The sequence below is a fragment of the Pseudomonas sp. R5(2019) genome, from assembly GCF_009905435.1.
In the GTDB taxonomy this organism is placed as follows: domain Bacteria; phylum Pseudomonadota; class Gammaproteobacteria; order Pseudomonadales; family Pseudomonadaceae; genus Aquipseudomonas.
Window position 1 is genome coordinate 1 of record NZ_JAAAMT010000084.1, and the last position, 13,736, is coordinate 13,736.

Annotated in this window: 8 protein-coding genes; 3 read left to right on the forward strand and 5 right to left on the reverse strand. The window is 53.4% G+C overall.

Annotation, left to right across the window (positions count from 1 at the left end; translation table 11 throughout):
- Positions 1 to 779 precede the first annotated feature (779 nt).
- From GUY40_RS27515 to GUY40_RS27535, 5 genes are all read right to left on the reverse strand, one after another.
- Positions 780 to 1,481, reverse strand: a complete 702-nt coding sequence (locus GUY40_RS27515; protein ID WP_178117994.1) for an AbiV family abortive infection protein — start codon at positions 1,479 to 1,481, stop codon at positions 780 to 782.
- A gap of 228 nt (positions 1,482 to 1,709) precedes the next feature.
- Positions 1,710 to 2,555: a replication initiation protein gene (locus tag GUY40_RS27520; RefSeq protein ID WP_166572056.1), complete on the reverse strand. Its 846-nt coding sequence runs from the start codon at positions 2,553 to 2,555 to the stop codon at positions 1,710 to 1,712.
- Between the two features lie 2,031 nt (positions 2,556 to 4,586).
- Positions 4,587 to 5,918, reverse strand: a complete 1,332-nt coding sequence (locus GUY40_RS27525) for an IS110 family transposase (RefSeq protein WP_166572057.1) — start codon at positions 5,916 to 5,918, stop codon at positions 4,587 to 4,589.
- A gap of 950 nt (positions 5,919 to 6,868) precedes the next feature.
- Entirely contained in the window at positions 6,869 to 7,105 is a 237-nt protein-coding gene (locus tag GUY40_RS27530; RefSeq protein WP_166572058.1) for a hypothetical protein, read from the reverse strand.
- A 445-nt stretch (positions 7,106 to 7,550) separates the two neighbouring features.
- On the reverse strand, positions 7,551 to 8,072 hold the full coding sequence (locus tag GUY40_RS27535) for a hypothetical protein (RefSeq protein ID WP_166572059.1): 522 nt from the start codon (positions 8,070 to 8,072) through the stop codon (positions 7,551 to 7,553).
- Between the two features lie 1,229 nt (positions 8,073 to 9,301).
- Between GUY40_RS27535 and GUY40_RS27540 the strand changes: the two genes are divergently transcribed.
- The 3 genes from GUY40_RS27540 to GUY40_RS27550 all read left to right on the forward strand — a co-directional run bounded on the left by GUY40_RS27540 (position 9,302) and on the right by GUY40_RS27550 (position 13,580).
- Positions 9,302 to 10,258 carry a hypothetical protein gene (locus tag GUY40_RS27540; protein WP_166572060.1) on the forward strand — a complete coding sequence of 319 codons (957 nt, stop codon included), beginning with the start codon at positions 9,302 to 9,304 and terminating at the stop codon, positions 10,256 to 10,258.
- Positions 10,259 to 10,811: 553 nt separating this feature from the next.
- Positions 10,812 to 11,726, forward strand: a complete 915-nt coding sequence (locus tag GUY40_RS27545) for a replication protein RepA (protein ID WP_166572061.1) — start codon at positions 10,812 to 10,814, stop codon at positions 11,724 to 11,726.
- Between the two features lie 885 nt (positions 11,727 to 12,611).
- Positions 12,612 to 13,580, forward strand: a complete 969-nt coding sequence (locus tag GUY40_RS27550) for a S49 family peptidase (RefSeq protein ID WP_166572062.1) — start codon at positions 12,612 to 12,614, stop codon at positions 13,578 to 13,580.
- Positions 13,581 to 13,736 lie beyond the last annotated feature (156 nt).

Sequence of the window (13,736 nt, forward strand, 5' to 3'; positions counted from 1 at the left end):
GGCAGCATCGGCACGTTGTTCATAAAAAAATGCCCCAGGCCGTCGAGACCCAGGACAGTGAAGATGTCTAAAACCCGGTTTCCGGTGGATCGCAAGGCTGCTCCGCTTAAGTGAACAGCATTGCGCCCCTCAGCGGGCTTTTTTTTGCTCTTATTCCAGCAATGGTTCAGCGTTTCACGGTGAAACGTTTTTAGGGGGTTGCCGTCAGCCGAGAGCGTTTCACGGTGAAACGTTTTTTAGGGATCTGCCGTCAGCCGAGAGCGTTTCACGGTGAAACGTTTTTTAGGGATCTGCCGTCAGCCGGGAGCGTTTCACGGTGAAACGTTTTTAGGGGTCTGCCGTCAGTCGGGAGCGTTTCACGGTGAAACGTTTTTTGGGGGGGGCTGCCGTCAGCCGGGAGCGTTTCACGGTGAAACGTTTTTTGGGGGGGGCTGCCGTCAGCCGGGAGCGTTTCACGGTGAAACGCTGCTGTGTGGGCCGAAATGGGCAAAATTTGATTTGAGGACTGCGCTGCTACGTAAAATCTGCCAGCGTTCGGCTACTCAGCATGCCTAGATTTTGCGTAGGACGAGGTTGCCCTGGTGCGTGCCCGAGCGGAAAACAGTCAGCGAGGCAGCCACTACTAAACCTCTACCCGGTCTTAAAACATAGTCGGGAGCGTTTCACCGTGAAACGTTCTGACGCCGATGTTTGAAATTGAATAAAAAAACACGAGCTTGAGAGAATGCCTGGTGCTGTGGAAGCTCGTGCTTTGTCTGTACTGATTACCGCTGTGTCTGTTAATCCCGGTCCAGCCGATCCGCCGTTGGACCCAGGACAAATTCTGCCATCCTGTTGAGACCTTCTTCTTGGAAGCCTTCGAGCTGCATCGCAGCGTAGTAGTCCACTAAGGCCTGCTTCATTCCTTGCGCGTCTCGCTTCCACAGAGGTCTCATGTGCTCAACCCACAACTGCATTTCGCGCTCGGTTACCGGCGAACGCTGACTGAATAGCTTGGCAGAGCTAACCAGTGCAGTGGCCAGTTTTACGTCGATGACTTCTGCGGGTAATGACCAATGAGATCGTGTGCCTAGGCAGTCTGTGTAGAAGCCCAGCTGTTTGACTTGATCCAAAATGTGCGGATGGTCCGAGGCATCGTCATAGATCGGATATAAATCTTTGAGGTGCCTCGCGCCCTTCGCCACTAGGTCAGCAAAAATCCAGTGACAGTTTTTGCTCGTATGGGAGCGGTACCGCTTCCATTCAAGTTTCAACGACTGCTCATCTTCTGCTAGTACGATTGCTCTGAGGATGGAGACTTTTCCAGACTCCTCAAGGGCCAGAGCGGCTAGAGAAACCGCAGAGGCGTAGCTTCCCGCGTCCAGTAAAATTTGGGCATCGGCTGCCAAGCGGTGTGCATTAGCGTTGGCCGCGTTGATTCCTTCTGCTGCCTGGGCGCAATTTAGTGGCCCTCTGTACGCGTCCAGTTTCGTAGGTTTCATAGGCCGCAATCGTCCTGATTGGTGATGTGCAGAGTGCTAAGGCCGAGTGCGTAACTGTACTGTCACTACTACGGCTTGCGAGCTAAAGCGCTGGGGCTTATGGCGATGATGCTGCTGTGTTGAGTAAGTCGCTGGCACCATTGTCCGGAAATGGCTTCTAGAGGGCTTTTTGTACGAGGGTTGTTTGCCTTGGCCGATGCTTGTCACTAACGACGCAGTTGGCTTCGCTTATTGAGCAACCTGCTCCGCTTCTTCCAGCTCTTCAGCCGTTGGCTCAAGATTCAAAATAGTCTGTACCGGCTGTGTGGTGAATTTGAACTCGATCATCTCGATTGATCGACCTCTTTTGATGAATTCAACCTCCACGTTTAGGTCCGTGCTTTTGTTGATTTCATTAATCGCTACGTCAATTACCCTTCTGCGCAGGTCATTGAATTTTGGGTAGCTCTCTAGGAGATTTAGGCGGTCACGAAGCTCGGTGACCCTGATTTTCATCCAGCCTGTTGATCTGAATTGGCACAGCCATTCATAGATCCGGACGCTGTACACGCTGGTAAGGTCAACAATAGAGCCTGTTCGATACTGGGTGTAGAGCCTGTTTAGACCGGTTATCTGTGGGATAACCTGGTCTGTAAAGTGAATCTCTACTTCCCCCATCCCCTTGTGATATTTGATCTCGCTGATCCAGCGGATTCGCCGACCGCTTTTACTGTTGCCCAAACGAATCTCGCGTTCAAACAGTGTGTTTGCTGCGTCATTCAGTGCAAGGTAGGCCGCGTCAGGGGTGACCTTGAAGGTTTCCGCATAGTCGCTAGCGCGAATCAAAAAGCGTTTGTGCCGAAACGGTTTGCGAGCGTCAATCGAACTCATGCAGAGTCTGAGAAGGCGAATTTCAGTAAGTGACAGGTGGTATGACGAACTGATCAGTACGTTCGATTGGCTGATCACACGTTTCCAGGCGCTTGGCGAATCATCTTCCAGATCGAAGATCTCATCAGGCAAATCGGCGTCAGACACGAGATCGTCTAGCTCGGGATCTAGCTCCTGGACCGCTACCTGTCTATCGGCTGTCATACCTACCTCCATTCGTCTGGGCGAAGCATACAATCAATTTCCCGGTTGCCTGCGCAACTGCCGAGGATTTGTCGGCATATGGATTTGTGACCTGTAAATCAGCTGTTGAGCGTGCAGATCCGTCTTCCCGTCCCCCTTTTAATTAAGAGCTTTAATCATTTCTTAAAGCTTTTTAGAGGGCTGGCCGTTTGGCTGAACGCCACGTAAATAAAGGCTTGTAGGCACATTATCCGTATAAGTCATGCCGACAGATTATCGGCTTGTTACGGACAGATCCTCGGCTCGATGCCGACGGTTCCTCGGTAGTGTGCGGACGTTTCCTCGGTACATGCCGACAGATGCTCGGCGTTATCCACAGGCCCTTCCGACTTTGGCGATCGATGTCGATGACTACGCTCTGCCGCGCTGTGGTCGCAGTATTCTGCCTTGAAGCAAGTATGTCACCGCGCTACGGCGAACGCCTAGATTCCGGTCCAGGAGGAATGGTTTCGATCCTGATCGTTACCCGGTTTCATGCCGAACGCCAGTGTTTACAGGGCTTCCAGTGTCCACCCGGCTTAATTAAGCGGATATGCCGACAGATCCTCGGTGTGCAATGAGCTCCGGTACTGTCCCGCTTGGTTCAGCCGATATGCCGACAGATGCTCGGTACCGCGCTGGCCAGCGGTACCACCTGGTCACGCTGCGATGTGCCGACAGATGCTCGGTACCGCGCTGGCCAGCGGTACCACCTGAGCAACGCTGCGATATGCCGACAGATGCTCGGTGCCTAACCAGATCGACCGCTCTATTCATGGATATGCCGACAGATCCTCGGTGTTCAGCGAGCTCCGGCACTGTCCCTCCTGGTTCAGGCGATATGCCGACAGATGCTCGGTGCTGGGCTGGCCAGCGGTACGACCTGGGCAACGCCTCTATATACCGACAAATGCTCGGTGCCGAGAAGGCCAACGTTTCGATTCGAATGGTTCACAGTGATATGCCGACAAATGCTCGGTACCGGACTTCCCTGCACAGCACTGCGGCAATATGCCGACAGATTCTCGGTCTTCAGCAGCCATGTAGCCCAGCCAGCTTGATTTGTGCCGATATGCCGACAGATCCTCGGTGTCCTGTTGCCTTACGACCCCGCCCGTGCGGACCTGCGCCGATATGCCGACAAATGCTCGGTACCGGCTGGCAGCGATCCAAACGGTGCGGGTTAGCAGCGATATGCCGACAAATGCTCGGTGCCGCTTGGCAGCGGTCCTGCCGGTGCGGGTCAGCGGTGATATGCCGACAAATGCTCGGTACTGGCTGGCAGCGATCCTGGTGGTGCGGGTCAGCGACGATATGCCGACAAATGCTCGGTGCCGCTTGGCAGCGGTCCTGCCGGTGCGGGTCAGCGGCGATATGCCGACAAATGCTCGGTTTCGGCTAACGGGCGATCCTGGTGGTACGGGTCAGCGGTGATATGCCGACAAATGCTCGGTTTCGGCTGGCAGCGGTCCTGCCGGTGCGGGCCAGTGGCGATATGCCGACAAATGCTCGGTGCCGCTTGGCAGCGGTCCTGCCGGTGCGGGTCAGCGGCGATATGCCGACAAATGCTCGGTTTCGGCTAGCGGGCGAGCCTGATGGTGCGGGCCAGTGGCGATATGCCGACAAATGCTCGGTTTCGGCTAGCGGGCGATCCTGGTGGTGCGGGTCAGCGGCGATATGCCGACAAATGCTCGGTACCGGCTAACGGGCGAGCCTGGTGGTACAGGCCAGTGGCGATATGCCGACAAATGCTCGGTCCCGGCTGGTAGCGGTGTCGTCAGTGCGGGTCAGTGGCGATATGCCGACAAATACTCGGTACCGGCTGGCAGCGATCCTGGTGGTGTGGGTCAGCGGTGATATGCCGACAAATGCTCGGTCCCGGCTGGTAGCGGTCCTGGTGGTGCGGGTCAGCGGCGATATGCCGACAAATACTCGGTCCCGGCTGGTAGCTGTGTTGCTTAAGCGGGTCTCTCATCAAACATGGACGGTAGTCGCAGCACCACAAGGGCCAAGTCAAGCCACACTGGTAAGCTCCATGCCCAGCTTCCGCGCCTTGCGCAGCAAGGCGCGGAGCTGGCGCTCTTGGCTTCTGGCCTCAAAAGCGTCCATGCCTTGCTCAACGTAAGCCTGGCCTTTGGTCAACATCGCATAGATCAGTCGCGCCAGTTGGTGGGCAGTGGCTTTGATCGCGCAACTGGTGTCCATCCGCGAGAGCCGTGCCCGATGGCTGGCACCGACAAAGCCTTTTTCATTGCGCGCATTTGACGCGGCCTGTTTCAGTGCCTGGGCCGCGCGGTTGACGACTTTGGGGCCTCTTCCCGATAACTGACGACCTCCCGATATTCGCGTTGGTGGAGCGAGCCCCAGCCAGGAGCAGAAATGCTGCGAAGTGGGAAAGCGTGAGAGATCGGGACCGATTTCGCTGGCCAGTACCAAGGCCGTATCGACACCAATGGTCGGGATCGCCGTCAGATCCACACCCATGATGCGCCAGAGTGCCTGATGCAATGCCGCTTGATCAGCCGTGGATCGATGCGGGCTGCGCAGGACTTTCTTCGACGGCTGCGGTGCGTCATCCAGTACCGGCAACTGCTCCATGGCGTCACTGATGGCGGCATCACAACCTGCAATCTGTTGTTCAAAGAAATCGTAACAGGCCACTTCCTGTTCGAGGGCATGGAGATGTTCAGCTCGCCAGTTACCCTGAAGGCTGCGTGCGATGGTGTCCTTCGTTGCCCTGATTCGACGATCGCTCAGCTCTGCCAATTTTTCCGGATTGCGCTCGCCGGCGATGATCGCCCTGAGGATCTTCATCCCGGTGACGCCCGAAATATCGCTGATGACATTCGCTAGCTGAACGTTCATCTGGGTGAGCGCTTTTTGAATCCGGTTGAGTGTCTGCGCCTGGTCACGAACCTTGCTCGCTCGTTGGCGAACCAGCGCCCGCACAGAGCAGATAGCGTCTGCAGGGCGAAACGCTCCGCGCAGCAGCCCATGACTCATCAGTTGCCAGATCCACTGACAGTCGAGTACATCCGACTTGCGCCCTGAGATCTGCCGAGTCGAACGTGAGTTGACCAGATACACCTGAAAACCGCGGGCGTCGAGAAGCTCGTACAACGGGATCCAGTAAACGCCAGTGGCCTCCATCGCGACCACCTTGACCTTCAGTTCTTCAAGCCAGTCGGCCAACTTGATCAGGTCGTCGGTGAAGGTGAAAAATTTGCGGACCGGATTCTCGTGATGAGGGCCGACAGCCACCCAATGCTCACCGCCACCGATGTCGATACCGGCACAATGAGGATGAACAACTTCAAAACGTTGCTTGGGGTTCTTGCGCGCCATGCCAAATACTCGCAGGATTATGGGGCGCGCGGGGCACACGGTGGCGAAAGGGTTCACTCTCTCATACGTGGTCACGGCTAGCCGTGCCGACAGGGACTCCACGCCGATACCGTGCGGGCCACTCTCCTACGCGGGTGCTGACACACCAGTGCGGGCTACGGCCTCTGTCCCGCGCGTACTTATCCTAGCAAAAAGCCTTTGGCGGCTGCCCCTTCGGGTCAGCCGCCAAATGCTTTTTGGAATTGAGACTCACCACAGAACTTGAGGCGTACACCCCCAAGTTTGCTGCGCGACAGCGCGGCGCCGGGGGCGGCGGGCGGACTCCTACGCCTCATTTCGACGTGCGAGGGCACGCTCCATATAATCGACGGCCTTCTCAAGGGCAACAATTGCCCAGGCGGGGCAGGGCCGAGAGCTTGGCTTGTCCGGATCATTTAGCCATGAGCGTACAGTGCGCACGGAGCAAGGCCGCTGAGTGACTGCGGTTATCAAGACTGCGCTTTGTGCTTGAGTGATTCCATTCGCGTTTAGCAGGTGGAGATAACGTGCTCGGTTGTCCATAGGTTCCATTCGTACGTTATGGGGGAGGAGTAGGCACTTGTGCCTACGACAGGCCAGTAGGCACAAGTGCCTATTAGTCTGTCGATCTTCCGCTTTTTTTCTCAGACATTTCCATGGAAAGCCTGCTGTGGCGGGCTGAGATGCAGCGGCCTTTCCTATTCTGAATTTTTAGTCGCGCCTTGCTGAGGTGGTTTTTTGGACTTCATACGATGGCCAAGTCAAATATGCTGCCATCGCTCCCAGCGCTACCAATCCAGCCAACCAAATCCAGAATTTCACAGCTGCAAGTTCAGCTGACGACTGCGTAATTATTTCAACCCACGGTGCCCATAGAAGGTTAGAAAAGAGCATTGTCGCGAGCGCTGCCAGACAAGTGAATCCTGATTCCTTCATAGCCTCCCCTCATCGCGCAGACCATACCAAAGAACCGCTTGTGCACCGAACCCAGCAATACCGACAAGACCGCCAATAGAAATCAGTGCGCCTGATGAATGCCAAAAACCGAGCAAAGCACACACAACACCTAAACCACCAATCAACACCGGAACCCTGCGAGTCCAACGAGTTTCATGTTTCACCTGGGCGACTATTTGCTGCTTTAACTTCTTCAAATCCTCATCGCTCATCCCTGTTCGACTCCTGAGTTAGCAGACACGAAAACCGCATCGTTCTACTGACCAAACCCCGCGTTTAACGGCGAGGTTTGGGGTGTTGCAGGGCTTATGCCCTAACTGGTGGCGGGCATGCAACCATCATCGCCCTTACGGGGACGAAGCGGATTGCTCATGGCCTTGATAGTGCGAATGATCAGGCAGCACCGAGGGCAAGTGATTGACTCGGCAGGACCAGCAATATCGTATGCAGCATCAGGGTCGTCGTAGTGGGCATCAAAAGCGACACCACATAGCGAATACTCAGCATTGACAGGGCTTTCTGCGCAGCGTCTGTTAGCCATGTTCCTTTCCTATACGAACTGGGGGCAGATGGAGCTGGTGGTGGACAGGGTGACTTGTCGCCTTGGCTAGCAGCAGCCACCAAGCCCATGGGCGCGGTAGCCGCTGTTTCACTTCGTCACGCCATGCCAACCGCTTTATCAAGCGCTGCATTAAACAGTTCGGAAACGTCGGTTCCGTCTTCAAGCGTTTCGACGAATTGGCCTTTTTCGACCTTCAAGAAAACCTTAATGCTGGTGACGTTGCAGGTAACAGACTCAGGCATTTTCTCATCGTCGTAGGCAGCTCCATGGGCAGCGGATATGAGCTTCACCAACTCGCCGCGGTACAGACCATCCATGATGGTGAAGCCACCTGCAGGAGCAACTGGGGCCACCTTGTTTGCTGTCAGGTCGTAAATCTCGTCCGAGGTAAACGAAACGCGGTACACCAACCCCTTGTCGATCAAGGTTTGAAGGCAGCTACGAACTTTCAAACCATCATTCGATTTAGTGACGTTCAGAGCGGTCACGGCAGGGACGATGCCTGTGATCCATTTGCCCTTACCAGTGGTGATTGCTTCCAAGATTGCGTTGGTGATCAGTTGATTGCGCTGAGTGGTGTTCATCTTGGTCACTGGTTTAACAGCGGGCTTGTTCATTGTGTGTTCCTCGGTGAGTTTCTAATTCAATGAGGAAACACTACCGCATTCTTTCTTGGTTTCAACTCCGGCACTTTACTTTACGTAAATACCTAGACGGCAGAACTAAAAAGAATGTAGCCATAACTCTATCGCCATCAGAAAGTATGCACTGGACTAATTGCCCCCGAGCACTTGAAATTGATTTTTTGTGTGAAATATTCAAGGATCTATATGTTTTAGAGGATTCAATATGGTCAGGGAATACAAGGGGTGCGTCCACGAAATGGATTTAGAACTATGAACACTTGCAGCCCTATTGGAAGGACAATCCAACTACTACTGGATGATGGCTTTGTACCTGAGGGACTGACGGTCGAGGAGGAGTTTCGTATCCCCAAAAGGGCTAGTCCGCTGTTCTACACAGCGGGAGAGGAACTGTCCAAACTCAGCACGAGGGTGCGGCTTGTGAAAGCTGGCACGGATATCCGTGCAACCGTGGGCATGCGGTCAACTGCTCTGTTCATCTGTGCAGGCGATAGCATCGAGGGGGTTGCGAATATGCAATCGGTCGATACCGCAGATGTACGCGAGATTCAGGCGTACCTGGGGTATCTCAAGTGTCTGGATCGAGGATAGGGCGGGGGATGTTCTGCTAAAAAGCCAGGCTAATCAGTCTGGCTTTTTTTGTGGGCTTGGTAGGCTAATGCATCATGTGACGAGCTGGGGGGACCGCCTCCATAAACGCGGCCAACCTCTCGGATTTAAAAAGTCTTTCACCATCATGATTCACCTCACCGCCCGATGCGATATGCCGCTTGTAGCAATCAACAATGGTTGATTCTATCAACGCTGTTGAGGGCCGACGGCAACGGAAGCGATTCGCCCTGAGTACTTTCAATACGACATTGAGATCCACTGTGAAACAGGTTTTATCCATCGTAAAGGCAAGCTTGAAATCACGGAAGGTGAAACCGTTGGGTATCTCCAACATCTCCCAACTGGAGCTGTAAACATCCAATAATCTCGCCATAACCTCACCAGTTATAAAAATATTCTAAAAATTACTTCGAACATGCTGAATGTCGGTAAATGTAAAGTAGTCGATTCACACGGATCGCTGCAACATAAATCCAGTCCGCGTTAAATGAATGAGCCGATTCATGAAAATTCGCGTTCAAACTTGTTGCGTTTGCACAAACGCATGGTAAATTTGAATCAAATCAAAAAGCGAATTTGGAGTTTAATTCATGAGCGCAGATAACACCTCGACTGCAAAGCAACAAAAGCTGCCTACCTCGCTGCGGCAGTTCGATGAGTACCTTCGTAAAGACCTGAGCAAAGAACAGATTGAAGAGGCAAAACAAGCCGGTGATCTGATCTCCCGCAATAACGTGCACATCCTACCTCTGAAGTACTTCTTCATTGAGACCGGCTACAACATCCGTCCACTCAACGAGGAGCACGTAGAATCGCTGGTGGTAGCAATTGCTCAAGGCCAACCACTACCGCCAGTACGCGTCCAAATGATCGTGGTTGATGGTGAGCCTAAAGCGCGCATCAAAGACGGCCAGCACCGCGTAGCAGCAGCGATACGTGCGGTCGAACGCGGCTTAGCTGATCTTCCAGGTTTGATGGCGATGGATTTCGACGGCAACGAGGCAGATGCCGTTCTGCATATGTTGAAGTCGAGTGAAGGACTTGCCTTGTTGCCTCTGGAGCGCGGGGAAGGCTACAAACGCCTTCTCGGGCAAGGCTGGAAACCCGCCGTCATCGCGGAAAAAGCCAACAAATCTGGTGTGCATGTAGACCGCCTGCTGACGCTTGCAAACGCTGAAGAAAACGTGAAACAGCTCGTGCGGGACAAAGTGGTCCCTGCGGATGTCGCGATTGATACCATTTACGCTACTCGCGGGACTGAACGTGATGCATACGAAGAGCTGCAAAAAGGTATCGAAGTCGCGAAGAGCTTGAACAAGCCGTCAGTGACAAAATCGCACATGCAGAGGGCAGGCGCGGCACCTGCCAAGATGTCGAAAAAAGAGATCAAAACAACGATCAAAAGCATGTCGCGAGTGGCAAAAACCATTGAGCAGGTCATCCAAGAAGCCGACCCTGAAAAGCTGGATGCGCTTGTAAACGTGCAATTCACCGTAGAAGAAGCAATGGCGTTCCATGAGTTCCTGAACAAAGGGGCCGCACTTTGACCGAGGCTGAGCGTGTGTCTCCTTCAACCCGAAGGGGGCAACGCTTAACCGAAGAGCGAAAGAGCAGGGGGGAGTTGCGTCTCAATGACTGGATCGATGTTGAGAGCGCCGAAAAATTGAAGTACCTGGTGCAGCGGTACCGCACTTTGGTTGACGCGAAAGCATCGCGTGGCAAAGTCCTCGAAGTGCTAATCAAAGGGGGGACAATTCCTGAACAATAGGGATCGATTTGCTTGCTAAAGGGCGATGATGTTAGTGACTTATCGCCCTAATTTATTGCCTACAGCGTTTCAAAAAATATCTGAACGGAGTTCGCGTAGCAGAGTCACGAAGTTCTAATAAAAGTGAGACTACGCAACAAACGAATTCGACTTTCAATTCTCCGTCACAGGGATTAAAATTTTGGAATCTTCTCCAAAACGGGCCTGTGAAAGGGATGTCTACACAGAGAAAAACAAGCCGTGGATCAGAACTGATCCTCGCCTCGGCAAGTGATGCCGAGCCTCCCCCGCAAGCGTCTGATGACCTGTCACTTGGCCCACGAATAGAAGGCATGATTCGCGACAGCCTGACTATTGAGATTGAGGATGCCAAGCAATCAGGGATGCTGGGCTATATGTCCCGTTCTTTGGTCCAGGCAACACTCCCGCACACCGACCCGAAGTGCAGCCATTATGAGCGAACAAGCGGGATCGTTACGCTCTCTATAACCGGCAGGCCATCAGTAGGAATCCCGTACGGTTCGCTGCCACGGACGTTGCTGGCCTGGATCTGCTCCGAAGCTGTCAGGACCAAAAGCCGGGAGCTAGACCTTGGGCGGTCCCAGACCGAATTCCTACAGAAGATGGGGTTGGGCACTGGTGGTAGTTACACCCGCCCGTTGAAGGATCAGGCACACCGCTTATTTAGCAGTCTTATTACCGTTACCAGTTCCAATGACAGCAACGTCGGGCTCGGCAACACCGTCATCGCAAAGAATGCGCGGCTGTTCTGGAATGCCCGCAATCCTGATGAGCGGAGTTTGTGGGACAGCGTGCTGACACTCACCGCCGACTTCTTTGAAGATGTGACGACTGCTCCGGTGCCCATCGATCTGCGTGTGTTGCACCAGCTCAAGAAGTCGCCGCTTTCAATGGATATCTACACCTGGGCTTGTTACCGGCAGTTCTTAATGAAGGCGAAAGGGCAGGGCATCGTGAGAATCCCTTGGGCAGCACTTCAAGCTCAGTTCGGTTCCGGTTATGGTCATAGTCATGATGCGCTGGCTCGCTTGGAAGGCGTGAAAGAACGCCAAGCAAAAGAGAAGCAAGCGCTTTGGAATTTCAAACACAACTTTGTAAAACGATTGAATGAGGTCGGAATTTTCTACCCAGAACTGACCGAGGGGATCAGCGACTGTTCAAAGTTCTTGACCATGAAATCCGTGAAGCTGCATGTGCCGCCACAATTTATTGGCCAATCCGTGTAGACGTTACACCACTCAAAGAGCCCCCTCAGGGGGCTTTTTGCTTTCTGCGGTTTAAGGCTTCGCGTACGTCAGATCGCTAAGTTATGCCCCGGTCGCACCACAGAATGGTGTCACCGATCCCTCAAAACTTACCCACGTCAGATCGCTAATTTAGCTGCTTGAGCCAGGTGAAGCTGGTGCACGTCAGATCGCTAAGGGCCCGCGCAGTGCAAGGGCTTCAGCCCGAGCGAGCCCCCTATACCGCGTCAATTCGGCCAGGTTAACGCAGGTTGTTGATAATTAGCCGCAATTCACACTTTCCACGTCAGATCGCTAATTTCGGCTACAGCCCGCGCAAATTAAGGCTTAGAGCCAATTTCGCAAAACTTACCCACGTCAGATCGCTAATTTTTCCGCGTCAGATCGCTAAGGTCTTTACGTCAGATCGCTAAGGAATTTTACACGTCAGATCGCTAAGGAGCCTGACGGAACAAGGCCTGTAGAGGTGCCAGCGGTCTCCCCCAAGTAGCTTTTGCAAGTAGATATACAAATATGCTTTTACAAGTATTGCTCAGCTTCGCTGTGGACAATGCGCAAGCGCACCACCGCGTGACCGTGGACAACCGCAAGCGGTTGACCACCGCCACACGGCTTTGACCACAGCGGCGCTGACCTACACTTCCGTGTGGACAGTGCGCAAGCGCACCGGCCCTGGTGGGCCTCTGACCACACTCCGTGTGCAAAACTAAAAATCTTTTTTTGATTTTTTTTCAACATCAAAAGCAAAGGCAAAAAATCTAGAGCATTCTTAGCGTGGCGAAAAAACTGTTTGAAAAAATCAGTTGTACTGATCGCGCAAGCAGTTGAATCGAAGTTGCGCCAAGGAACCGAATAGAAGGGAAAAAAATGGAAGACAAAGAGCTTGGTAACGTTCTTCGTGAAGTCCTGTTGGAGAATTTGAGAGAAAAAAGGAGGGCTAGGTGGTGGAGCGTTTCCCTGAAGTTGCTCTTCTTTGCGTACTTGGTCGTTTCCTTGTACCTGTATGCCACCGGTTACCTATGGGGGAGTAAGGACGACACCGACAACCTGGATCAATACACCGGCCTCGTCACACTCAACGGCGAGATCAATGCCACCGGACCCAACGGCTACTTGGAGATAAACAAAGCGCTGCGCAAGGCGTTCGAGGATCCAAAAACCAAGGGCGTAATCTTGTCGATTAACAGTCCTGGTGGGAGCCCGGTTCAATCGCATCAGATTCACGCCGAGATGCAGCGCTTGCAGCAGCAGTATCCAGACAAGCCCTTGTATGCGGTCATTGGCGATATCGGAGCATCGGGCGGTTACTTCGTCGCTACAGGCGCGAAGGTGATTTATGCCGATCCTTCCAGTTTGATCGGTTCAATCGGTGTCACCTCAGCCGGGTTTGGTTTCGTGGATATCCTGGGCAAGCTCGGTATTGAGCGGCGCAACTACACGTCCGGGGAACACAAAAGCTTGCTCGATCCTTACAGCCCCCAGAATCCGCAAGAAACCGAGTTCTGGAATAGCCAATTGCAAATGACACATCATCAATTCATTGCCGCAGTGATGCAGGGGAGAGGTGATCGGTTAAAGGCAGATACACCAAATTTGTTCAGTGGTTATCTGTGGAATGCCCAGGCGGCAAAAGACATTGGATTGATCGACGGCTACGGTTCAATTGAGAGTGTTGCGCGGGATCTGATCAAAGCGGAGCACTTGAAGAAGTACGGAGAAAAGTCTAATGCGTTCGGTCGTCTGGTAGACAAGTTCGGGGTTGCGGTGGGAGCAGGCTTCGCGAATGCGTCATTGCAACAATTGAACTTGGATTCAAATACACCAGCAGTGCGTTGAGTCCGGGAAAAACAAAGGCCGCTTCATGAGCGCAATGCTGTTCACTTAAGCGGAGCAGCCTTGCGATCCACCGGAAACCGGGTTTTAGACATCTTCACTGTCCTGGGTCTCGACGGCCTGGGGCATTTTTTTATGAACAACGTGCCGATGCTGCCG

What these genes read in the sequence shown, in the direction of transcription:
- GUY40_RS27515 (WP_178117994.1), bottom strand. Translation starts at nt 1,481, where the DNA reads ATGAAACCTACGAAACTGGACGCGTACAGAGGGCCACTAAATTGCGCC.
- GUY40_RS27520 (WP_166572056.1), bottom strand. Translation starts at nt 2,555, where the DNA reads ATGACAGCCGATAGACAGGTAGCGGTCCAGGAGCTAGATCCCGAGCTA.
- GUY40_RS27525 (WP_166572057.1), bottom strand. Translation starts at nt 5,918, where the DNA reads ATGGCGCGCAAGAACCCCAAGCAACGTTTTGAAGTTGTTCATCCTCAT.
- GUY40_RS27530 (WP_166572058.1), bottom strand. Translation starts at nt 7,105, where the DNA reads ATGAGCGATGAGGATTTGAAGAAGTTAAAGCAGCAAATAGTCGCCCAG.
- GUY40_RS27535 (WP_166572059.1), bottom strand. Translation starts at nt 8,072, where the DNA reads ATGAACAAGCCCGCTGTTAAACCAGTGACCAAGATGAACACCACTCAG.
- GUY40_RS27540 (WP_166572060.1), top strand. Translation starts at nt 9,302, where the DNA reads ATGAGCGCAGATAACACCTCGACTGCAAAGCAACAAAAGCTGCCTACC.
- GUY40_RS27545 (WP_166572061.1), top strand. Translation starts at nt 10,812, where the DNA reads ATGATTCGCGACAGCCTGACTATTGAGATTGAGGATGCCAAGCAATCA.
- GUY40_RS27550 (WP_166572062.1), top strand. Translation starts at nt 12,612, where the DNA reads ATGGAAGACAAAGAGCTTGGTAACGTTCTTCGTGAAGTCCTGTTGGAG.